Origin of the sequence: Pseudoduganella sp. UC29_106 (assembly GCF_044055365.1) — a bacterium.
GTDB lineage: Bacteria > Pseudomonadota > Gammaproteobacteria > Burkholderiales > Burkholderiaceae_D > Rugamonas.
The window spans coordinates 832,762-855,114 of sequence record NZ_CP171977.1; the positions used below are offsets into that span (position 1 = coordinate 832,762).

Consider the following 22,353-nt stretch of genomic DNA (forward strand, 5'->3'; position numbering starts at 1 on the left):
TCTTCCCCTCCGCGGCGCCTTCCCGGCGCCGCTACCACCAGCCGTTTTCCTGCAGCACCATGCGCTTGTAGTAGTCGATATTGGCGCGCAGGCAGAAGATCGCCGGCCCGCAGTATTTGCCGATCCGTGTCAGTGCTTCCTCGTCCATGCCCATCAGCGGCGCCATCACCGCGAGCGAAAAGATTGCGAACAGGATCAGCGCGCTCAGCGTGATCGCCTTGCGCCACATGCCCTTGCAGATGTAATAGATCGGCCCGAACAGCAGGGCCAGGAAATTGAACCAGAGCCTGAACGTCTGCCCGGCACTGAGAGTCTGGATCGTCGATAACTCAGGCCCGCCTGCCTGCTTGATCAGCGTGAACCGCCGCTGCCAGGATGCCGATAGCTCCGCCATGGACGCCTCCCATGCGTGAAAGGAGTCTCATCGTAGCAATGGCTATGGCGCGTGGCGTTGCGCTTTCTCAGCTTTTGCGCTTGCGCTTCTTGGGGGCGAGCATGACGCCGGTGCAGGAGGGGGCGCCGCAGTAGCAGGCGAACTGCTTTTTCACGGCCTTGGTGTGGCGCTCGTCGTAGATCAGGCCGTAGTTGTAGTTCAGCTCCTCGCCGGGCTCGATGTCGCGCAGGGAGCAGATGAACACGCGCGAGTCGTCGTCTTCTTCCGCTTCGCAGTTCGGCTCGCAGGAGTGGTTGATGAAGCGCGACTCATTGCCGCCGGTGCCGCCGTCGATCAGCAGGCCGTTGTTCAGGCTGAAGAAGAAGGTATGTCCGATCGGGCCGGCTTTCTCGGCGGTGCGGCGGCAGCATTCGTCCCAGTCGACGATCTCGCCGGTGTACTCGATGATGCGCGTCCCCGCTTCGATCTTGCGGTGCGCGAACACACCGCGTCCGTGGACGGGCGATTCTTGGACTTCGTACAGGGGAGCGGTGTCGGATTTTTTCATGGCTTCAGCGTTCATCCTGCCATCATAACCCGTCCGCGCACGCTTGTCTGGCAGCGGATCTGCCGTGCAGCGCATGAGCCGCTGCGGACGGCGCTTTCTTTCAGTACAATGGCCGGTCCGGCACGAGAAAATGGACTGAAATGACTCCCAGCGCGAAAGAAAATCTGCAGAGTATCAATGCGATGGTGCTTGCCGTCGCGATGTTCGCTTTCATGGACGCGTCCATGAAGGTGCTGGCCGCGCATTATCCGGCCGTGCAGGTGACCGCGCTGCGATGCATGTCGTCCATGCCCCTGGTGTGCGCCTTCCTCGCATGGCGAGGCAAGTTCCGCGGCATGTTCCGCATCCGCTGGCCGCTGCATCTGCTGCGCGGTGTGATTGGTATCGGCATGCTGTCCCTGTTCGCCTATGCGCTGAAGCATCTGCCGCTGGCGGAGACTTACTCGATCTTCTTCATTGCGCCGGCCCTGGTGACGGCGCTGGCAGTCTTCTTCCTGCGCGAGAAGGTAGGGCTGGGGCAGTGGGTGGCAATTTTTGTTGGCTTGGGCGGCGTGCTGGTGGTGCTGCGTCCGGACGGCAGCAGTTTCATTTCGATGGCGGGGCTGGCCGTGTTGGGATCGGCCGTGTGCTATGCCGTTTCTGCCATCGCCAGCCGCATCCTGGCGCGCACCGATGAGCCGGAACACATCATGTTCTGGGTGCTGGCCATGATGGGCATCGGCGTGGCGCCGCTGGCCTGGCAGCAGTGGGTGCCGGTGCAGATGGACGATTGGCTGCCCTTGCTGGCGCTGGCCGTGAGCGGCTTCCTCGGACAACTGGCGCTCACCAAGGCATTCAGTATCGGCAAGGCGTCGATCGTGGCGCCGTTCGAGTACACGGCCCTGGCCTGGGGCGTGGGCATCGACTGGGCGCTCTGGCAGACCTTGCCCGATATGTACACGCTGCTTGGTGCCGCCATCATCATCGCCTCCGGCATTTACCTGGTGCGGCGCGAATCGGACCATCCGGAGGCGGAGCATCCTTAGGACACGACGGCGCTAAGACGGCGGATCAATGATCCGCCAATGCGTCGCCCGGGACGCCACCAGGGGCCAGCGGCCGGCCTGCTGTGCCGCCGACCTGCCGAACGGAATCCCGATATAATCAACGGATGCTGAAACAACGAACTATCAAAGAACTGGTCCGCACCACGGGCGTGGGACTGCACTCCGGCACCAAGGTCGAGCTGACCTTGCGTCCTGCCGAGCCGGATACGGGCATCGTGTTCCGCCGCGTCGATATGGACCCGCCTGTTGTCTTCCCGGCAAGCGCCAGCATTGTCGGCGATACGCGCATGGCCACCGTGCTGATGAAGGACGGCGGCCGCGTCTCGACCGTGGAGCACCTGATGTCCGCCTGCGCCGGGCTGGGCATCGACAACCTCTACGTGGACGTGACCGCGGAAGAAATTCCGATCATGGATGGTTCGGCATCTTCGTTCGTGTACCTGCTGCAGCAGGGCGGCGTGGAAGAGCAGAACGCCCCGAAAAAATTCATCCGTATCAAGAAAACGGTTGAGGTGCGCGAAGGCAAGGGCAATAACGAAAAGTGGGCACGCCTGGTGCCGCATGACGGCTTCAAGCTCGACTTCTTCATCGAATTCAACCACCCGGCCGTGGACGGCACCGCCCAGCGCGCCAATGTGGACTTCGGCGATGTGTCCTATGTGCAGGCCATCGCGCGCGCCCGCACCTTCGGCTTCATGCAGGACGTGGAAATGCTGCGCGGCATCGGCCTGGCGCGCGGCGGGTCGCTGGAAAACGCCATCGTGATGGACGAGTACCGCATCCTCAACTCCGACGGCCTGCGCTACGACGACGAATTCGTGCGCCACAAGATCCTGGACGCGATCGGCGACCTCTACATGGTCGGCCACCCCATGGTCGCCAGCTACGAGGCCCACAAATCCGGCCACGCGCTGAACAACCAGCTGCTGCGCGCCATGCTGGACGACCCCTCGTCCTACGAAATCGTCACCTACGAATCCTCCGACCAGGCCCCGCCATCCTACGCCCGCCAGTTGGCGGAAGAATGGTCGTTCAACTATTGATCGGGCCGGCCGTCAGGGCCGGCGTTTCGCCACCATAGCCTTCAGCGCCGCGATCAGCGGCGCGTTTTCCTTGGTGGCTTCGAGTTGGTCGCTGAGCTCGGAGAAAGCGTCGACGGCCGTGGTCGGCAGCTCGAGGTTAGGTTGCGGGCGGACGGCGCGCACGGCGGCCGGCGTCATCTGCACTTTCAAGCGGATGTTGTTAATCTGCCACCCTTTCCGGACCAGCGATTCTTGTAGCTTAGGCAACTGTTGTTTAAGCTTGGCAGCAACTGCGGCATTGGGCGTCGAAAGCGTCAGGTCCGTCCCATTGAAAGCCAGGATTTCGCAGAACTTGAACGAGGTTGGCAGGGCTTCAGCGCAATCGCGCTGCAAATCGGCCATACGCTGGGCAGCCGGCAGCAGCGCAGCCAAACGGTCGTTGCGGCGAAGAAAGTCCGTGGCGCCGACGGCTTCGCGGATCATATTGGTGTAACGGGAACGCATACCGCCATTGTATCGTGACGGCCTCGGCGGGTAAATTTTTCACTCTGGCTATTGTTATATAGCTGAACATCCCAACCTTGCCCAACGCGCATGATAAAATCACGCACTTTTGCCATTGGCGGACCCGAGGAAGAATTCAAGAAATGTCCTTACTGACCCAGATTTTCGGCAGCCGCAACCAGCGACTGCTTAAGCAATACCAAAAAACGGTCAAGGCGATCAATGCCCTGGAACCGGAGTTTGAAAAGCTGTCGGATGCCGAACTGCAAGCGAAAACGCCTGCCTTCAAGGAGCGCGTGGCCAATGGCGAAGCGCTGGACGATCTGCTGGCGGAGGCGTTCGCCGTCTGCCGCGAAGCCTCCAAGCGCGTATTCAAGATGCGTCACTTCGACGTGCAGCTGATCGGCGGCATGGTTCTGCACTATGGCAAGATCGCTGAAATGGGCACCGGTGAAGGCAAGACCCTGACGGCAACCCTGCCGGCCTACCTGAACGCACTGTCCGGCAAGGGCGTGCACATCGTGACCGTCAACGATTACCTGGCCCAGCGCGACGCCGAGACCATGGGCAAGCTGTACCGCTGGCTGGGTCTGACCTGCGGCGTGAACCTGTCCCAGATGGAGCACAGCGCCAAGCAGCTGGCCTACGGTTCGGACATCACCTACGGCACCAACAATGAATTCGGCTTCGACTACCTGCGCGACAATATGGTGTTCGAATCACGCGACCGCGTGCAGCGCGGCCTGAATTTCGGCATCGTCGACGAAGTTGACTCGATCCTCATCGACGAAGCCCGTACCCCGCTGATCATTTCCGGCCAGGCCGAAAACCACACGGACCTGTACCACAAGATCAACCTGGTGCCGCCCCAGCTGACCCTGCAGGTTGGCGAAGAAACGCCGGACGGCAAGGGCAACATCGAAGTCCCGGGCGACTATACCAAGGACGAGAAAGCGCACCAGGTGCTGCTGACCGAAGCCGGCCACGAGAAGGCTGAAGGCATCCTGACCCGCATGGGCCTGCTGCCGGAAGGCGCGTCGCTGTACGACTCCGCCAATATCACCCTGGTGCACCACCTGTACGCGGCGCTGCGCGCGCACGCCCTGTACTTCAAGGACCAGCACTATGTGGTGCAGAACAATGAAGTCGTCATCGTCGACGAATTCACCGGCCGCCTGATGACGGGCCGCCGCTGGTCCGACGGCCTGCACCAGGCTGTGGAAGCCAAGGAAGGCGTAAAGATCCAGAACGAGAACCAGACCCTGGCCTCGATCACCTTCCAGAACTATTTCCGTATGTACGCCAAGCTGGCCGGCATGACCGGTACGGCCGATACCGAAGCCTACGAATTCCAGGAAATCTATGGCCTGGAAACCGTGGTGATTCCGCCGAACCGTCCTTCCCAGCGCAAGGACCGCCAGGACCAGGTGTACAAGTCCAACGAGGAAAAGTACAACGCCATGCTGATCGACATCCGCGACTGCTACGAGCGCGGACAGCCGGTACTGGTGGGTACCACCTCGATTGAAAACTCCGAGCTGCTGTCGGGCATCCTGAGCAAGGCCAAGCTGCCGCACAACGTGCTGAACGCAAAACAGCACGCCCGCGAAGCGGAAATCATCGCCCAGGCAGGCTCGCCGAAAGCGATCACCATCGCCACCAATATGGCGGGCCGCGGTACCGACATCGTGTTGGGCGGTAATGTCGAAAAACAGATCCAGTTCGTCGAAGCCAATCCGGAACTGAGCGATGCCGACAAGGCATCCCAGGCGGAAGCGCTGCGCGACGGCTGGCAGAACCTGCACAACCAGGTTGTCTCGGCCGGCGGCCTGCACATCGTGGGGTACCGAGCGTCACGAATCCCGCCGCGTGGACAACCAGCTGCGCGGCCGTTCCGGCCGCCAGGGCGACCCGGGCTCGTCCCGCTTCTACCTGTCGCTGGACGACCCGCTCCTGCGCATCTTCGCGGGCGACCGCGTACGCGCCATCATGGACCGCCTGAAGATGCCGGAAGGCGAACCGATCGAAGCGGGCATTGTGACCCGCTCCATCGAATCCGCGCAGCGCAAGGTCGAGGCCCGCAACTTCGACATCCGTAAGCAGCTGCTCGAATACGATGACGTCGCCAACGACCAGCGCAAGGTGATCTACCAGCAGCGTAACGAGCTGCTGGAAGCGAACGAGATCGGCGACATGATCCTCAACCTGCGCCACGGCGTGTTCACCGACGTGGTGCGCCAGTATGTGCCGGAAGAGTCGGTGGAAGAGCAGTGGGATATCCCGGCGCTGCAAGCCACGCTGGCTGCCGAATGGCAGATCGACCTGCCGCTGGTGCAGATGATGGAAAAAGAATCGTCCATCAGCGACGAGGACATCCTGGAGCGCGTGATTGCCGCAGCTGACCAGCAGTACCAGGCCAAGATCGACATCGTGGGCAAGGAAGCCTTCGGCGGCTTCGAGCGCAACGTGATGCTGCAGTCGGTGGACAGCCACTGGCGCGAGCACCTGGCGGCGCTGGACCACCTGCGCCAGGGTATCCACCTGCGCGGCTATGCGCAGAAGAACCCGAAGCAGGAGTACAAGCGTGAAGCCTTCGAACTGTTCGGCCAGATGCTGGACATGATCAAGAACGAAGTGACCCGCATGGTGATGACGGTCCGCATCCAGTCGCGCGAAGAGATCGACGCGGCGGAAGCGGCGCTGGCCCAGTCCCACGTGGAGAACGTGCACTACCAGCACGCGGACTTCAACCCAAACGCGGCGCCGGAAGAACTGCTGGCGCCAACCGCGATGCCGGAACAGATCGAGGCGACGGTGCAGGTGGGCGTCAAGGTCGGCCGCAACGATCCTTGCCCTTGCGGCAGCGGGAAGAAGTACAAGGCTTGCCACGGCAAGCTGGCTTAAAAAGAAACCGGGGCTTGCCCCGGTTTTTTTTGAACCCACGGCAGATGCTGGGGTCTGCCACATCGTGGCAGACACCTGGTTTGGGCCTTGGGTTTTTATTCTTTTTGCGGCGAGTTGACGGGGATCGTCATGCGGATGGCGGTGCCCTGGCCGGGGGTGGACTCGATGGCGATCCGGCCGCCCATCACGCCGGTGACGATGTTGTAGACGATATTCATGCCCAGCCCCGTGCCGCCGCTGCCCATCTTGGTAGTAAAGAAGGGATCGAACACGCGGCGCTGTACTTCCTCGCTCATGCCGATGCCGTCGTCGCGGAAGACGATGTCGATGTAGCCCATCTGGCCTGCGCGCGCCGTGATGGAGATGTGGCCCTTGTCGCGGCCTTCGAAGCCGTGGGCCAGGGCGTTGTTGATCAGGTTATTGAACACCTGGTAGAGCGAGCCCGGATAGGAGTCGAGCTCCAGTTCCGGCGGCACGTCCACGCTGGCGGCGCAATTGGAGCGGCGCAGGCGCGGAGTATAGGTCGCGGTGGTGTCCAGCACCACGGTCTGTAGCCTGAAGCGGCGGCGCTGGTCGTTGGTCTGGTCCACGGCGATCTGCTTGAAGGAGGAGATCAGGTCCGCGGCCTTCTGCAGCGAATTCGAAATCAGCCCGCAGGCCATGTGGACTTCTTCCAGGTGGTGGTTCAGCGAAGAGCGCCTGAGCGCACCTTCCGCCACCACGCCCTGGAAATCCTTCACGCGGTCAGCCAGCGCCGTGGAGGCCAGCAGGCTGTTGCCGATCGGCGTATTGAGCTCGTGCGCAATGCCCGCCACCAGCGATCCGAGGGACGCCATCTTCTCCGATGCAATCAGGTCGTGCTGCGTGCGCTTCAACGTTTCCAGCGCGTTGGAGAGGTCCGCCGAGCGCTCGGCCACGCGGCTCTCCAGCGAAATATTCAGTTCCTTCAGCGCTTCCTTGGCGTTCATTTCCTCGGTCAGGTCGAGCAGGGCCCAAATCACGGCGCGCTGGCCGTCCAGCACCAGGGACGACGACCAGATGGCCACATAGCCCGCGCTGCCATCCGGCAGGCGCACGTCGGCTACCTCGCCCTGCACCGAACCGCGCTCGCGGTAGATGGACCAGATGCGCCGCGGCTCATCGGGCGAGAACCAGAAATCGATTTCGTCCGAGCGGCGGCCGATCAGCTGCATCGGCCGCAATTCAAAGGTGCGCAGCAAGGCCTGGTTGGCGGCGATCACGCAGCCTTCCTGGTCGGTCACGGTCAACGGCAGCGGCGTCATGTCGAACAGGGTGCGGAAGCGTTCCTCGGATTCGCGCAGGAGACGCTGCGACTCCTCCAGCTGGTCGACGCGCTCGCGCAGTGCGGCGCTCATGCTGTTCAGCGAATTCGTGACGACCTCCAGTTCATCGCCGCCGTGAGCCGGCAGTTGCTGGCCGTACTGGCCATGCGCCAGTTTCTCGGACTGCGCTGTCAGCGCGCGCAGGCGCAGGCCGACGCCGCGCGTGAAGGCGAAGAACAGCAGCAGGGCAATGGCAAAGCCCAGCGCGGCGATGATCCCGCCCTGCATCAGCACTTCTTCGCGGGCACGCGCCAGGTCGCGCGTGGACAGGCCGAAATTCAGTGTGCCGACCTTGTTGTCCTTCAGCAGCAGGGGCGCGCGGGCATGCAGGGTTTGTCCTTCGAGCGCGGTGCGCACGCCCTTCTTGCTGTCGAAAGGATCGGCGCGCAGCGCAGCGGGCAGGGCGAAAGGACGCTCGCCGGCTTCCAGGATCGTCTTGCCGCTGGCATCGAGGATGACGATGTAGCGCAGGAAGCTGTCCGATGGATCGGAGAGCATCTCCGACCAGTAGGAACGCAGATCGCCCAGTCTGCCGCTGCTGGCATATGGACTGAGCGTAAGATTGAGATTGACGGCGTATTCGTGGGCCACGCGATCCGCATTGTTGCTGACAGCGTTGTTCATCAGCCGCAGGCTGTTCCCGATCAGCAGGGCGACCACGAGGGCCTGCACCAGGGCGCTAAGGATCAGGAATTTCGCACGCAGCGACAGGTTCAACGCATTCTCCGGAAAGGTTAGCAATCCGGATTGTATCTCCTATGCTGAGTTAAAAGGAGACTGAGATGAAGGCATCGCTTGCCCTGGCTGCGCTGGCGCTGGCTGCCGCCACAAACATCGCCTGCGCCGCGCCCGCGCTTGAAGCGTGGAGCATCAATATCGAACCCTGGGGCTTCGAGCATACGGGCGAGGGGATCGCGCCCGCCTTCCTGAGCTTTATCGCCGATAGTGCGGACGTGCCTCTGGAAGTGTCGGTGCGGCCCTACCTGCGCGCGGTGGAAGGCTTGCGCAGCGGGCAGAATGCGCTGTCCATGCTGATTCCCACACCGGACCGTGACGCGATTGCCTTCGTGCTGTGCCAGCCGGCCACGGTGCGCCTGTCCATCCTGTACCGGCGCGATATCGTCGGTGCGGCCAGTCTGCCGTCCGATTTGGTGGGGCGCACCATCGGCATGCTGCGCGGCAGCCAGGTGCTGGCGACCTACGCGGCCACCGTGCCTTTCCATGCTTCGCTGGTCAATACGCAGGAGCAGGGCATGCGCATGATGCGCGCGGGTCGATTGGACGGCACTGTGTGTTCTTATCCCGGCTGCCGTGCCGCCATGCGGTCTGTGGGGCTGGATATGGCGGATTTCGGAGAGGTGTCACTGGGTTCGCATCCGCTGGCGGTGCTGGTGTCGCGCACCAGTCCACTGGCGGAGGATAAGGCCGCATTGGCGCGCCTGCGCGCGGCGTGCGAGTCGAAGGAGGGGCAGCGGCTGATGGCGGCGCTGCTGGCGCGCTGGGACTGAGAACCCAAGGCAACAGCTGGAGGCAGGCACGTTGTGTCAGCCTCCTTTGCACGCGGCGCGGAACAGGTGTCTGCCACATCGTGGCAGACACCAGGGTCTGCCTTGGGTTCAAGGCAAAGTCAGAATCACCTTAACCGTATCATCCACCGCCGACTTATCGATATACCCGATCGCCTTCGGATCATCCGCCACCGCCTTCTTCACTTCAGCGTTCGACTTCAGCTCCTTCGGCGGCGTCGCCTTGCCGGTGAAGACCAGCTTGGACCAGATAGCTTTCACCTGTGCCGGGTCCTTGTCCGCGATCTTCTGATAGAAGTCGGTGCGGATCTTGGAGCCTTCGCCCTGGTCGATGGGCGTGAACATGGCCGATTTACCGAGGAAGAATTGCGATGCCTGTTCGGAGAACATGCGCGAGGCGGGATTCTCCTTGTTGACGATCACGACGATTTCAGCCGATGCGGGCAGCATGGCGCCGCCCAGTGCAGCCGCGAGGAGGATGCTCAGGATTTTTTTCATGACCGTCTCCTCAGAACACGAAATCGACGCCGGCGGCGATCACGTTGACCTTCCTGGTGTAAACGGCCGGGCCGTACACCAGGGTGCCGCTCTTGGCGGTCGGCTTCACGCGGTCATACTGCACTTTCAGCGCGAGCGACTTGGCGAAGTCCCAGCGCAGGCCGACCAGGTCGGTGCTCTGGGCCGGGGCCGTGAGGAACTGCGCGACGGGCACAGCCAGTGCGGCCGGCAGCGCCGGCGCCTTGATCTTCTGCTCGGCGCCATTGGTGTGCGCGTGGGCATAGTAGGGCAGCACTTTGCCGAAGCGGTAGCCGGCCATCGCGTACCAGGAATTCGATTGCGGGATGTAGGTAGCGTCCTGGGCGCGGCGCTGGGCGTATTCGGCCTGCGCGACGATGTTTTGCCAGTCCAGGGTCATGCCGACCGAGGTGAAGCTCATGTGCTTGCCGCCCTTGGTGGTCATGTCCTTGGCCAGCTGGCTGAAGCCGAATTTGGTCAGGGTATCGGTCAGGTTGTTCAGCAGGGTGAAGTCGTTGACTTCGATCTTGGCGCGCATGTGGGCGGCGCGCACAGTGATCGGGCCATGCTCGGCGGAGACGGCCACGCCCCAGGCCGGCGCGTCATAGTGGGTCACGTTGCCGCCGCCGGCAGCGACGAACAGCTTGCCGCTGCTCTTGCCGACGAAGGCTTGTGCCGTCACATTGGTGTCGCCGAAGGCGTGCTGCCAGTTGATGTCGGCGCCATCCACGTTTTCCAGCGGTTCCTGGCCGTACAGCTCGACCGGCGGACGCATCATCGTGTTGGCATAGCCCACGTTCTGGTAGTCGGAGATCAGGAAGGCGGGGATGATGGTGCGGCCGACGCGCACGCTGGTTTCATCGTTCAGCTTGTACTTCAGGAAGCCCCAGGTCAGCTCGGTAGTGAACTGCTCGCTGGTGGTCTTGCGGGTCAGCACTTGCACGGTGGCCGACAACTGCGGCGTCATCGTGTAGGTCGCTTGCAGGCCGAGATTGGTATCCAGGCCCAGGCGCGGCGAATCGCCCACGCCCGACTGCTGGTTGTAGCGGACGAATTTCACTTCATCGGTATTGGTCTTGGCGGCGCCAAGCGTGCCAAAACCGCTGATGCTGAGGTTGCCGTCGCCTAAAGTACCCGCCTGAGCCGGCAGCCAGGCGGCCGCCGACAGGACGGATGCGACGATAAGTTTCTTCTTCATAAGTGGTGTTCCCGATTTGATAGTTTTAATATTTTCAGCCGTTGCAGCACGATCGTGCTATTTATTGGTGCACTGCGAGAGGCCAAAAGTGCCGTGTGCGCGGCAGTTGCCCACGATAGATGAAAATAGTTGAACTCAGGAACCAATTTCAGCCAACTAGTAGGGTTTTACTAATTTTTGTAGGCAAATTGGAGACATCCATTGTGATAGTTGCACTGTTGCAGTGCATGAGTTATTGCCGGATTGCGGCGGCGCATTTGGCGGTGCAGGGATTACAATAACGGCTTTATTTCCCTTCTTTGCAAGAGAGCATTCATGGCCGTCAATTCCCCCATCCCTGTCGCCTCCGATCTGAAACCCGTTGCCGGTATCGACATCGGCTACGCCGAAGCGGGCATCAAGAAACCGAACCGCAAGGACGTGCTGGTCATGAAACTGGCGGAAGGCGCCACGGTATCGGGCGTATTTACGCTGAACCGTTTCTGCGCCGCGCCGGTGCAAATCTCGAAGGAAAACCTGGCGGCTGTGAAAGCAGGCGGCAAGCCTATCCGCGCCCTGATGGTCAACACCGGCAATGCCAATGCCGGCACGGGCGAAGCGGGCATGGCCAATGCGCGCGCCACTTGCCAGGCCCTGGCTGCCGAACTGGGCTGCGACGCGCAGCAAGTGCTGCCGTTCTCCACCGGCGTGATCCTGGAGCCGCTGCCGGTCGAGAAGATCAAGGCCGGCTTGCCGAAAGCCGTGCAGAACCTGAAATCCGACAACTGGTTTAACGCCGCTGAAGCCATCATGACCACGGATACCCAGCCGAAAGCCGGCTCGCGCACCGTGCAGATCGCCGGCCACAGCGTGACCATGACCGGCATCTCAAAGGGCGCCGGCATGATCAAGCCGAATATGGCGACCATGCTGGGCTACCTGGCTTTCGACGCCAAAGTGGCGCAGCCGGTGCTGGACGTGCTGGTCAAGGAAGCGGCCGACCAGAGCTTCAACTGCATCACCATTGATGGCGACACCTCGACCAACGATTCCTTCATGCTGATCGCCACCGGCGCCGGCACGCTGGAAGTGAACTCGGTCGATTCGCCGGAATACAAGGCGCTGGCCGCCGCGGTGACCGAGCTGTCCGTCTTTCTGGCGCAAGCCATCGTGCGCGATGGCGAAGGTGCGACGAAATTCATGACGATCACGGTGGAAGACGGCAAGAACATGGAAGAATGCCGCAAGATCGCTTACTCCATCGGCCACTCGCCGCTGGTCAAGACCGCTTTCTTCGCTTCCGATCCGAACCTGGGCCGCATCCTGGCCGCCATCGGCTACGCCGGCGTGGACGACCTGGACGTGAGCAAGATCAATCTCTACCTGGATGACGTGTGGGTGGCCAAGGATGGCGGCCGCAACCCGGACTACAAAGAGGAAGATGGCCAGCGCGTGATGAAGCAGAGCGAAATCACCGTGCGCGTGAAACTGGCGCGCGGCGCGGCCAAGGCCACCGTCTACACCTGCGACCTGTCGCACGATTACGTGTCGATCAACGCTGACTACCGCTCCTGATGGCAACCCCGCTCGAACAATTCCTCAAGCGCGCCGAGGCGGTGCTGGCGCGCGTCGAAGCCATCCTGCCGCCGGCCCCGCCGGCGCCGGACTGGTCCGCCGCGACTGCCTTCCGCTGGCGCAAGCGCAAGGGCCTGGCCGAAGGCGGCTGGCTGCAGCCGGTGCGCCATCCGGCCGCCATCGCGCTGGACGATTTGCAGCATGTCGGCAACCAGAAGGTCCAGATCGAGCAGAATACGAGGCAGTTCGTGTCGGGAAAGCCGGCCAATAATGTGCTGTTGACTGGCGCGCGCGGCACCGGCAAGTCTTCGCTGATCAAGGCTTGCCTGAACCAGTTCGCGGCCGATGGCCTGCGCCTGATCGAGGTGGACAAGGCCGACCTGTCCGACCTGCCCGATATCGTGGACCTGGTCGCCGGCCGTCCCGAACGCTTCGTGGTGTTCTGCGATGACCTGTCCTTCGAGGAAGGCGAGGGCGGCTACAAGGCGCTGAAGGTGGCGCTGGACGGTTCCATTGCCGGCCATGCCGACAACCTCCTGATCTACGCCACCTCCAACCGCCGCCACCTGTTGCCGGAGCGCTTCAGCGACAACGCCGGCACGACCCACGATGACGATGGCGACCTGCATCCGGGCGAGACGGTGGAGGAGAAGATTTCCCTGTCCGAGCGCTTCGGGCTGTGGCTGTCCTTCTATCCCTTCAAGCAGGACGATTACCTCGGCATCGTGGCGCACTGGCTGGCGTCCTTCGGCTGCACGGCCGAACAGATCGCCGATGCCCGCGGCGACGCGCTGCGCTGGGCGCTGCAGCGCGGCTCGCGTTCCGGCCGCGTGGCCTGGCAGTTCGCGCGCGATTACGCGGGGAAGCACTGATGGCGGAGGTGGCACGACCAATCGACGTGGCGGTTGGCATCCTGATGAAAGCCAATGGCGATGTGCTGCTGGGGCAGCGGCCAGAGGGCAAGCCTTATGCGGGGGTATTGGGAATTCCCGGGCGGGAAGGTCGATCCGGGGGAGACTATCCTTGAGGCGCTCAAGCGGGAGTTCATGGAGGAACTGGGCGTGAGCGTGCTCAGCGCCGAAGAGTGGTGCGGCGTGGAGCATGTGTACGAACATGCGCACGTGCGGCTGCATTTCTTCATCAGCCGCGAGTGGACGGGCGAGCCGCAGAGCCTGGAGGGACAGGCGTTTGCCTGGCAGGGGGAGGTGAGTGTGGAGCCCTTGCTGCCGGCGACGATTCCGCTCCTGCAGTGGCTCGAACGTTCTTAGAACCCACGGCCTAAACCTGGTGTCTGCCACATCGTGGCAGACACCTGTTTCACGCCTTGGGTTTTAAAAGGGTTACTGGCCCGCGGGCGTTTCATCCTCGGGATCGGGCTCGGAACCTGGCACGCGGTACTTCTCCTCGGCCCAGGCGCCTAAATCGATCTGTTTGCAGCGCTCGGAGCAGAAGGGACGGAATTTATTGGCTTCGGTCCACTCGACCTTCTTGTGGCAGGTGGGGCATTCAACTACGGTAGGCATGGCTTAGAAATTACAGAGAGTCAGCTCGAAAGGTACGTCTTCTTCCAGGGGCTTTGGTTTCAGGTCGCCGCCCTGGCTGGTGAAGCGAACCCACAGCATATACTTGTTTGCCGAAATTTCGGGGATTGCGCCCAATGCCTCGTCCACGCTCAGGCGCAGCATCTGGTACACCTTACCTTGCAGCATCTGCTGATAACTTCCGGCATTTGCGATCATCTTCACCGGACCGCCCGAATCGCGCAGCAGGCGCAGCACCAGGGCCAGTGCGTCGAACAGGGGCGCCAGCGGCGCGAACCAGCCGACGATGTCATTGAAGCGCTGCTCGGCCGGGCGTTTCTGCCAGGCGTAATAAGAGGGCAGGTCGAACTCGCAGGCGCCGCCTGGGATGATGGTGCGGCCGCGGATGCTCATCAGCCATTCATTGTCGCGCACGTTCTGGCCGGTCTTGCCCTGGGCGGCGACGAGGGCGCTGGAAACGGCGTCCAGCTCATTCAGGATGGCGTCCAGCATTTCAGCCTGGACATTGGGATTGGAGCGGTAGCTCAGCAGGCTTTGGCGCTGGCGCTCCAGCTCCTGCAGCAGGTCGGATTTCAGGTCGGCGCGGCCGGCCACTTCCAGCATGTCGAAGATCGTCGCCAAAGCGACGTGGTGCTGCATCGGGTGTTCCTGATGCACAAAGAATTTGAATTTTTCGTACAGGTCCTCCAGGCGCAACAGCGTGCGTATGCGCTCGTTGAAAGGATACTCGTAGACGATCAAAGTGCCATCCCTTTATAAACCTGTAAGAATCCTGTGATTCTGAACCATGCGAAGCAAAAATACAAACGTTGCTAACGTATTGTTATCTTTCTTTTTGAAAAATCCAGATAAAGCTGATGCAAACGCTCGATCTGGGGTGGCAGATCCTCCAATTGGCCGCCGTTATTGACGATATCGTCGGCCGCGGCGAGGCGGGTGGTGCGCGGCACCTGGGCCGCCATGATGGCCCGCACCTGGTCCTCGGGCAGATTATTACGCGCCATCACGCGCGCCACCTGCACTTCTTCGGGGCAGTCCACTACGAGCACGCGGTCCACGCGGTCTTTCCAGCTGCCCGATTCCACCAGCAGCGGCACATCGAAAATGGTGTAGGGGCCGCTGGCGATGGCGGCAGCGGCGGCCACCGCCTCGCGGATGCGGGGATGGAGAATGGCTTCCAGGCGGCGCTTGGCGTCCGGCTCGCGGAACACGAGTTCCCGCATTTTGGCGCGGTCCATGGCGCCCTGGGCGTCGGCCATGTCGGCGCCGAATTCGGCAATGATGTCCGGCATGGCGGCGCCGCCGGGGATGGTGAGGCCGCGGGCGATCTGGTCGGTGTCGACAATGCTCACGCCCCGGTCGGCAAACAGGCGGGCGACAACGCTCTTGCCGCTGCCGATGCCGCCCGTCAGGCCGACGGTGAAACGCCCGGACATATCAGCCGCCGGTCACGCCGCGCAGTACGGCGCTGATTTGTTCGCCGAATAGCATGGCGAGCACGCCGGCGCCGGCCAGGTAAGGGCCGAAAGGAATCTGGGTATGGCGTCCGCTGCGCTGCACGATCATGATCGTGATGCCGACCACGGCGCCCACCACGGAAGACAGCAGGATGATGGCCGGCAGCATATGCCAGCCCATCCAGGCGCCAAGTGCGGCCAGCAGCTTGAAGTCGCCGTAGCCCATGCCTTCGCGGCCGGTGGGCAGTTTATAGGCCCAGTAGATCGTCCACAGCACCATATAGCCGGCAGCGGCGCCGATCACGGCGTCCTGCAGCGGCACGAAGGTGGCGTTGACGTTCATCAGCAAGCCGAGCCAGAGCAGGGGGTAGGTCAGGTCGTCCGGCAGCAGCTTCGTGTCGGCGTCGATGAAGGTCATGGCGATCAGCAGCCAGCCGAAGACCACGGCTGCCATGCCGGCATAGCCGGAGCCGAACTTCCACACGAAGACTGCCGACAGCAGGGCCGTGAAGGCTTCGATGACCGGATAGCGCGCGGACACGGGCGCCTTGCAATGGCTGCAGCGGCCGCGCAGCATCAGCCAGCTGATGACGGGGATGTTTTCCATCGCCGTGATCTGGTGGCCGCAGTGCGGACAGGCCGAGCGCGGCACGACCAGGTTGTAGCGGTCGGTATGCGGCAGGGGCTTGCCGGCTTCGTCCGCGATGTAATTGTCCATTTCACGCTGCATCATCCTGGGCAGGCGGTGGATCACCACGTTCAGGAAGCTGCCGACCATCAGGCCCAGGATGGCTGCGACGATGGCGGCTGCCGTTGTCGCAGGAGGGGAGAACAGCATGAATGTTTCTTGCATCATTTTCCTTTTTTGAAAAAACCAAGGCTTAAAACTAGTGTCTGCCACATCGTGGCAGACACTTGGGTTACGCCTTTGGTTTTAAACGACCGACCCGAGCTTGAAGATCGGCAGATACATCGCGACCACCAGGCCGCCGATCAGCACGCCGAGGATGACCATGATTGCCGGCTCCATCAGGCTGGAGAGCGAAGCCACCGCATCATCCACCTCTTCTTCATAAAAGTCAGCCACCTTGCCCAGCATCGAATCGAGCGCGCCGGATTCCTCGCCGATGGCCACCATCTGGGTCACCATGCTGGGGAAGACTTCCGCGTTCTGCATCGCCACCGTCAGGCTGGTACCGGTGGACACCTCGGTCTGGATCTTGCGCGTCGCGTCGAGGTAGACGGCATTGCCGGCCGCGCCGCCGACCGAGTCCAGCGATTCCACCAGCGGCACGCCGGCGGCGAACATGGTGGACAGGGTGCGCGTCCAGCGCGCCACAGTCGCCTTGCGAATCACATCGCCGAAAATGGGCAGGCGCAGCAGCAGGCGGTCCATGGACTGCTGCATCTTGAGCGAGCGACGCCAGGACTGGAAGAAGAAGTACAGCCCGGCGAACAGGCCGCCGAAGATCAGGTACCACCACTTCACGAAGAATTCGGACATATTCATCACGAACACGGTCGGCGCAGGCAGGTCGGCGCCGAAGCTGGTGAACACTTCCTTGAAGGCAGGCACCACCCAGATCATGATCACGGCGGTCACGATGAAGGCCACCGCCAGGATCGACACCGGATACATCAGCGCCGACTTGATCTTGGCCTTCATGGCCAGCGTCTTTTCCTTGTAGATCGCCAGGCGGGTCAGCAGGTCTTCCAGGATGCCGGCCTGTTCGCCGGCGGCCACCAGGTTGCAGAACAGCGGATCGAAGTAGAGCGGGAACTTGCGGAAAGCCTGGTTCAGCGAGGTACCGGTCTCGATGTCCGAGCGCAGGTCCAGGATCAGCTTGGACACGGAAGGATTCGCATGGCCCTTGCCCACGATGTCGAAAGCCTGCAGCAGCGGCACACCGGCTTTCATCATGGTTGCCAGCTGACGGGTGAACAGGGTGATGTCCTTGTCCGTGATCTTCTTGCCGGAGCGGTACACCTTCTTCTTCACCTTGGTGACCATGATGCCCTGGCGGCGCAGGGTCACATTGACCACGGCCTCGCCGCCGGCGCGCAGCTCGCCGCGCACGGTCTTGCCGGTCTTGTCCTTGCCTTCCCAGGCGAAGACTGATTCCTTCACATTTCCCGCAGTTGCCATATTCGTGATTCCTATTCGTTGGTGCAGCCCAGCACTTCCTCCAGGCTGGTCAAGCCTCCCTTCACCTTGACCAGGCCCGATTGCCGCAGCGATTTAACGCCTTCGGACTCGGACTGCGCGGCGATTTGCATCGCATTGCCATTGGCCAGGATCAATGCCTCGATCGCGGGGGTGATCGGCATGATCTGGTAGATACCGACCCGGCCCTTGTAGCCGGATCCGTTGCAGCGCTCACAGCCCACCGGGCCGTAAGGTTTCCAGCTGCCATCCAGGTCGTTCTCCTTGAAGCCGGCGTCCAGCAGCAGGTCGTTTGAAATATCGACCGGCTGCTTGCAGGTGCACAGGCGGCGCGCCAGGCGCTGCGCCGTGATCAGGATGACGGAGGAAGCGATATTGAAGGGCGCCACGCCCATATTCATCAGACGCGTCAGCGTCGATGGCGCATCGTTGGTGTGCAGGGTGGAGAACACCATGTGGCCGGTCTGGGCGGCCTTGATCGCGATGTCGGCGGTTTCCAGGTCGCGAATCTCACCGACCATGATGATGTCCGGGTCCTGGCGCAGGAAGGCTTTCAGCGCGACCGGAAAGGTCAGGCCCGCCTTGTCGTTCACGTTCACCTGGTTCACGCCAGGCAGGTTGATCTCGGCCGGGTCTTCCGCGGTGGAGATATTGATGCCGGGTTTGTTCAGGATGTTCAGGCAGGAGTACAAGGACACCGTCTTGCCCGAACCGGTGGGGCCGGTCACCAGCACCATGCCGTAGGGGCGCTGGATGGCGTCGACCAGCAATTCCTTCTGGTCCGGATCGTAGCCCAAGGAATCGATGCCCATCTGGGCCTGGGTCGCGTCCAGGATACGCATCACGCACTTTTCGCCGAACAGGGTAGGCAGGGTGGAGATACGCAGATCGATGGTCTTGGTGGCCGACACGATCAGGCGCATGCGGCCGTCCTGCGGCACGCGCTTTTCGGAGATGTCCAGCTTGGCCAGCACCTTGATGCGCGAGATCAGTTTGTCCTTGATGCCGGTCGGCGGCTGCGCGTGCTCGACCAGCACGCCGTCCACGCGGAAGCGGATGCGGTAGAACTTTTCGAATGGCTCGAAATGCAAGTCTGATGCACCCATGTTAACGGCGTCCATCAGCATCTTGTTCAGGAAGCGCACGATCGGCGCGTCTTCCACTTCAGTAGCGGCGTCGGCCTGCGCCTGGCTTGGCGCGGCTTCGTCATCCTCGGCGAACTGGATATCGCCTTCATCGCCGGACAGGTCCGACAGCGCCTGCTCCGAGGACTTGCTCAAGTCCGCCAGCAGCTTGACCAGGGTATCGTGCGGCACGATGACCGGTTCCACGGTGGACTCGGTCTGGAACTTGATCTGGTCCAGCGCCTGCGTATTGGTCGGATCGGAAATCGCCACCGACATCTTGTTGCCGCGTTTGGACAGTGCAATCACGCGCTGGCCGAACATCAGCTTGGGGTCGATGGTCTTCTGCGGCAGGATGTCGAGATTGAAAGCGGCCAGATCCAGCATGGGATAGGCGAAAGTCTCGGCGCAGAACATGGCCAGGTCGCGTGCATTGATGGCATTGCTTGCCAGGAGCACGTCAATGAAGGGCTGCTTTTCCGCCTGGGATTTCTTCTGCAGCGCGTCGGCCTGCGGGGCGCTGAGGCGCCCTGCCTGCAGCAATGCCCGAGCCAATCCCGACATAGGAGTGCCTGACGTCGAGTTGGGTTGGACTGCTGCCATAAGAGCGCGCTATCAAAAGACTACATTCGTGAAAGGGTGCATACGATCCCCGGATGATGCCTGTGGGCATCATTTTTGTAAAGCGCCACACTCTACAGTGTGTGCCCTCAGGCCGAGGGACGTCGCAATTTCACGACTTTGATGGCCTGATCATGGACCTGCACCACCTCAATGATGCACTGGCCGAACTTGACGCTGATGGGCGCTTCGGGAATATCCTGCAAAAGTTCGAGTAGCATCCCGTTAAGTGTTTTCGGCCCATCCAGCGGAAAGTTTAATCCCAAGCGCTTATTAATGTCACGCAGAGGCGTGCTGCCTTCCAGCAGGCATTCGCCCTTGGCATCCCAGCCGAAGCTGTCGGCGCGCGTGGCGCTCGGCGTGGACGTGGTGAACTCGCCAATCATCTCCTCGATGATATCGTCCAGCGTGACCAGGCCCTGCACCTCGCCGTACTCGTCGACGATGATGGCCAGGCGCTCCTTGTTTTCCTGGAAGTTCTGCAGGGCGGCAAAGGCCGCAGTATCTTGCGGCATGAAATACGGTTCGCTGAGGAGGGCGCGGAAATGGTCGACGGTGAGCTCGTCTTCCTCATTGAGCAGCGCCACGGCCTTGCGCACGTGGAGGATGCCGGCGATCTGGTTGATTTCGCCATCGTACACGGGCAGCTTGTTGTGGTAGCAGGTGGTGAGCTGGGCCTTGATGTCTTCCACCGGCACGGCCAGGTTGAGGGCTTCGATGTGGGCGCGCGGGGTCATGATGTCCTCGACCGAAATCGTATCGAGGTCGAACAGGTTCATCAGGATGCTCTTGTGCTTCTGCGGAATGAAGGAACCGTTCTCGATCAGCACCGAGCGCAGTTCATCGGGCGACAGGCGCGCCTCCTGCTCCGTGCCGGCAGGCTTCACGCGTACCAGGCGCAGCAGGGTATTGACGAACAGGTGCACAAACCAGATCAGCGGCTTGGCAGCCGAGAGCAGTGGACGTAGCACGAGCGAGGCGGGCAGCACGATCTTGTCCGCATAGCGCGCGCCAATGATCTTCGGCGAAATCTCCGCCAGCACAATCAATATAAATACGACCAGACCTGTTGAAATAAGGATCACGTGCTCTTCGAAGCCGAACTGCGTAATTGCAATCGCCGTGACGAGGGCGATGGCCATTGCATTGATCAGGGTATTGGCAATCAGGACCAGGGACAGCAACAGTTCCGTCCGTTGCAGCAGCCACAGCGTGGCGATCGCCTGTTTCGAACCCCGTTTAGCCTGGTGACGCAAGCGGAATCGATTGGCCGCCATCAGGGCGGTTTCGGCCATGGCGAAGAAGGCCGAGGCAAGGATCAGGAAGGCAAGGGCAGCGAATTGCGCCCACAAGGGAACAGTGTCCAAGGGTAAAAGGAAGCAGCCAAAGAAGCCCCCGATTCTACAGTATTTAATTTGGGGTCAGGCACGAAATGGATCATGAGGCCGCTTGCCAAGCGGCCTCATGATCCATTTCGTGCCTGACCCCTATAATCGAGGGATGGAGCGATTGGTTTTGTTGGCGCCGCCGCGCTTGGCGGGGATTGTGCGCTATTTCCATGTGGAACGGTCGAGCTCGGGGGCGGTGTTGGTGCCGTCTACGCCTTGCCCGGCGCTGACCGTTTTCATTTGCGGCGGCTCGCTGACGGAGGACACGCTGCTTGAGCGGCCCTTTATCGGCGGCCCGCTGACCGCGCCATATCCGGCGCTATGGCTGCCGGGGACAACATTCATCAGCGCCATCATCGAGCCAGGCCGGTTCGCTAGCCTTTTCGATATCGATCTTGACGAATTGACCAACGCCGTGCTGCCGCTGGATGAATTGCGCATCCCCAGCGCGCAGCTGGAAGAAACACTGCGCGCGAGCGATGATCCGCAAGCCTGGGTGAGGGCATTTGCCGACTGGCTACTCAAGCTGCTCGCAAGACGCGAGGGCGGGGCAGTGCCTTTCGTGCTGCCGGCAGGCCTGCTTTCCCTGCCCACCGGCGACATCGCCACCCGCTGCGGCATCAGCGTGCGCTCGCTCGAGCGGCGCTTCCTCGCCAGCTACGGCCAGAGCATCCGCGATGCGCGCAAGATGGAGCGCTATGTGCGCGCGCTGGGCAAGATGATGGCGCAGCCCGCGCGCCACGGCCTGCTCACGCGTGTCGCGATGGATGCGGGCTACCATGACCAGGCCCACATGATCCGCGATTTCATCCAGTACACCGGTCGCGCCCCGCGCAGCCTGATGCAGGGCCTTGCCGGCGATCAGCAGGGCGAGCTGCGCCTGCTGCATTACGACGATGCGGACGTGCCCATCGTCGCCGGCGATCTGTCGCATCCATACAATTCTTAGCCCCCGCATCCCGCTATCGTGGCGCTGATTGCACGCATAGGGGAAACGCATATGGAAACTTCGCTGGAGAAGGATGGCTTCGTCCTCACTTCGCTCGAATCGCTGCTCAACACGGCCCGCACCGACAGCCTCTGGTACCTGAGCTTCGGCCTGGCCTGCTGCGCGGTGGAGATGATGCAGGCCGCGTCCGCGCGCTTTGACCTGGACCGCTTCGGCATGTGCCCCCGTCCTTCGCCGCGCCATGCGGACCTGATGATCGTCGCCGGCACGCTGACCAACAAGATGGCGCGCGCCATGCGGAAGGTGTACGACCAGATGCCCGAGCCGCGCTATGTGGTGTCGATGGGCTCCTGCGCCAACGGCGGCGGCTACTATCACTACTCCTATTCCGTGGTGCGCGGCTGCGACCGCATCGTGCCGGTGGACGTGTACATTCCCGGCTGCCCGCCGACGCCGGAAGCCTTGCTGTATGGCCTGATGCAGCTGCAGCGCAAAGTGAAGCTGGAGAAGCCGAACAGGCATTACGCCGAAATCGCCCGCTGATAGGCTACTATT

20 protein-coding genes and 2 pseudogenes are annotated in these 22,353 nt (G+C 62.0%); 9 read left to right on the forward strand and 13 right to left on the reverse strand.

What is annotated here, in order from left to right:
* Positions 1–31: 31 nt before the first annotated feature.
* Positions 32–394, reverse strand: a complete 363-nt coding sequence (locus ACHMW6_RS04530; protein ID WP_395405922.1) for a DUF2628 domain-containing protein — start codon at positions 392–394, stop codon at positions 32–34.
* A gap of 67 nt (positions 395–461) precedes the next feature.
* Positions 462–941: an SET domain-containing protein gene (locus tag ACHMW6_RS04535; protein WP_395405924.1), complete on the reverse strand. Its 480-nt coding sequence runs from the start codon at positions 939–941 to the stop codon at positions 462–464.
* Between the two features lie 182 nt (positions 942–1,123).
* Between ACHMW6_RS04535 and ACHMW6_RS04540 the strand changes: the two genes are divergently transcribed.
* Together ACHMW6_RS04540 and lpxC are read left to right on the forward strand one after the other, a co-directional pair.
* Entirely contained in the window at positions 1,124–1,966 is an 843-nt protein-coding gene (locus ACHMW6_RS04540) for a DMT family transporter (protein ID WP_395408529.1), read from the forward strand.
* 125 nt (positions 1,967–2,091) lie between these two features.
* On the forward strand, positions 2,092–3,030 hold the full coding sequence (gene lpxC, locus ACHMW6_RS04545; RefSeq protein ID WP_395405926.1) for a UDP-3-O-acyl-N-acetylglucosamine deacetylase: 939 nt from the start codon (positions 2,092–2,094) through the stop codon (positions 3,028–3,030).
* A gap of 12 nt (positions 3,031–3,042) precedes the next feature.
* Here lpxC and ACHMW6_RS04550 read toward each other — a convergent pair whose 3' ends face one another.
* On the reverse strand, positions 3,043–3,513 hold the full coding sequence (locus ACHMW6_RS04550; RefSeq protein WP_395405928.1) for a hypothetical protein: 471 nt from the start codon (positions 3,511–3,513) through the stop codon (positions 3,043–3,045).
* 143 nt (positions 3,514–3,656) lie between these two features.
* Here ACHMW6_RS04550 and secA point away from each other — a divergent pair.
* Positions 3,657–6,417 (forward strand): annotated as a pseudogene (secA, locus tag ACHMW6_RS04555) (preprotein translocase subunit SecA).
* A gap of 95 nt (positions 6,418–6,512) precedes the next feature.
* Here secA and ACHMW6_RS04560 read toward each other — a convergent pair.
* Positions 6,513–8,501 (reverse strand): ATP-binding protein, encoded by a 1,989-nt coding sequence (locus ACHMW6_RS04560; RefSeq protein WP_395405930.1) that lies wholly within the window; start codon positions 8,499–8,501, stop codon positions 6,513–6,515.
* A 41-nt stretch (positions 8,502–8,542) separates the two neighbouring features.
* Between ACHMW6_RS04560 and ACHMW6_RS04565 the strand changes: the two genes are divergently transcribed.
* Entirely contained in the window at positions 8,543–9,268 is a 726-nt protein-coding gene (locus tag ACHMW6_RS04565; protein WP_395405932.1) for a substrate-binding periplasmic protein, read from the forward strand.
* 108 nt (positions 9,269–9,376) lie between these two features.
* Here ACHMW6_RS04565 and ACHMW6_RS04570 read toward each other — a convergent pair whose 3' ends face one another.
* Both ACHMW6_RS04570 and ACHMW6_RS04575 read right to left on the reverse strand, forming a co-directional pair.
* The gene (locus tag ACHMW6_RS04570; protein ID WP_395405934.1) at positions 9,377–9,784 is read right to left on the reverse strand and encodes a hypothetical protein; all 408 of its coding nucleotides are present in this window, start codon (positions 9,782–9,784) and stop codon (positions 9,377–9,379) included.
* Positions 9,785–9,794: 10 nt separating this feature from the next.
* Entirely contained in the window at positions 9,795–11,000 is a 1,206-nt protein-coding gene (locus ACHMW6_RS04575) for a hypothetical protein (protein ID WP_395405936.1), read from the reverse strand.
* A 315-nt stretch (positions 11,001–11,315) separates the two neighbouring features.
* Here ACHMW6_RS04575 and argJ point away from each other — a divergent pair, with 315 nt between their 5' ends.
* From argJ to ACHMW6_RS04590, 3 genes and pseudogenes are all read left to right on the forward strand, one after another.
* A complete protein-coding gene (gene argJ, locus ACHMW6_RS04580; protein WP_395405938.1) occupies positions 11,316–12,554 on the forward strand; it encodes a bifunctional glutamate N-acetyltransferase/amino-acid acetyltransferase ArgJ in 1,239 nt (412 codons plus the stop codon).
* On the forward strand, positions 12,554–13,426 hold the full coding sequence (locus tag ACHMW6_RS04585) for an ATP-binding protein (RefSeq protein ID WP_395405940.1): 873 nt from the start codon (positions 12,554–12,556) through the stop codon (positions 13,424–13,426). The genes argJ and ACHMW6_RS04585 overlap by 1 nt, the downstream gene beginning before the upstream one ends.
* Positions 13,426–13,822 (forward strand): annotated as a pseudogene (locus ACHMW6_RS04590) (NUDIX domain-containing protein). The gene ACHMW6_RS04585 and the pseudogene ACHMW6_RS04590 overlap by 1 nt, the downstream one beginning before the upstream one ends.
* 72 nt (positions 13,823–13,894) lie before the next feature.
* On the opposite strand, the gene yacG reads toward ACHMW6_RS04590, so the two are convergent.
* The 7 genes from yacG to ACHMW6_RS04625 all read right to left on the reverse strand — a co-directional run bounded on the left by yacG (position 13,895) and on the right by ACHMW6_RS04625 (position 20,828).
* Positions 13,895–14,077, reverse strand: a complete 183-nt coding sequence (yacG, locus tag ACHMW6_RS04595; protein ID WP_395405942.1) for a DNA gyrase inhibitor YacG — start codon at positions 14,075–14,077, stop codon at positions 13,895–13,897.
* Between the two features lie 3 nt (positions 14,078–14,080).
* Entirely contained in the window at positions 14,081–14,836 is a 756-nt protein-coding gene (zapD, locus tag ACHMW6_RS04600) for a cell division protein ZapD (protein WP_395405944.1), read from the reverse strand.
* Between the two features lie 71 nt (positions 14,837–14,907).
* The gene (gene coaE, locus ACHMW6_RS04605) at positions 14,908–15,531 is read right to left on the reverse strand and encodes a dephospho-CoA kinase (protein ID WP_395405946.1); all 624 of its coding nucleotides are present in this window, start codon (positions 15,529–15,531) and stop codon (positions 14,908–14,910) included.
* 1 nt (position 15,532) lies between these two features.
* Positions 15,533–16,405 (reverse strand): prepilin peptidase, encoded by an 873-nt coding sequence (locus ACHMW6_RS04610; protein ID WP_395408530.1) that lies wholly within the window; start codon positions 16,403–16,405, stop codon positions 15,533–15,535.
* Between the two features lie 81 nt (positions 16,406–16,486).
* Positions 16,487–17,698 (reverse strand): type II secretion system F family protein, encoded by a 1,212-nt coding sequence (locus ACHMW6_RS04615; protein ID WP_395405948.1) that lies wholly within the window; start codon positions 17,696–17,698, stop codon positions 16,487–16,489.
* Between the two features lie 11 nt (positions 17,699–17,709).
* Complete coding sequence (pilB, locus tag ACHMW6_RS04620; protein WP_395405950.1) at positions 17,710–19,404, reverse strand: type IV-A pilus assembly ATPase PilB; 1,695 nt, start codon at positions 19,402–19,404, stop codon at positions 17,710–17,712.
* Between the two features lie 146 nt (positions 19,405–19,550).
* Positions 19,551–20,828: an HlyC/CorC family transporter gene (locus ACHMW6_RS04625; RefSeq protein ID WP_395405952.1), complete on the reverse strand. Its 1,278-nt coding sequence runs from the start codon at positions 20,826–20,828 to the stop codon at positions 19,551–19,553.
* Between the two features lie 223 nt (positions 20,829–21,051).
* Here ACHMW6_RS04625 and ACHMW6_RS04630 point away from each other — a divergent pair, with 223 nt between their 5' ends.
* Entirely contained in the window at positions 21,052–21,798 is a 747-nt protein-coding gene (locus ACHMW6_RS04630) for a helix-turn-helix domain-containing protein (protein WP_395405954.1), read from the forward strand.
* A gap of 51 nt (positions 21,799–21,849) precedes the next feature.
* Positions 21,850–22,341 carry a NuoB/complex I 20 kDa subunit family protein gene (locus ACHMW6_RS04635; RefSeq protein WP_395405956.1) on the forward strand — a complete coding sequence of 164 codons (492 nt, stop codon included), beginning with the start codon at positions 21,850–21,852 and terminating at the stop codon, positions 22,339–22,341.
* The last annotated feature ends 12 nt before the right edge of the window (positions 22,342–22,353 follow it).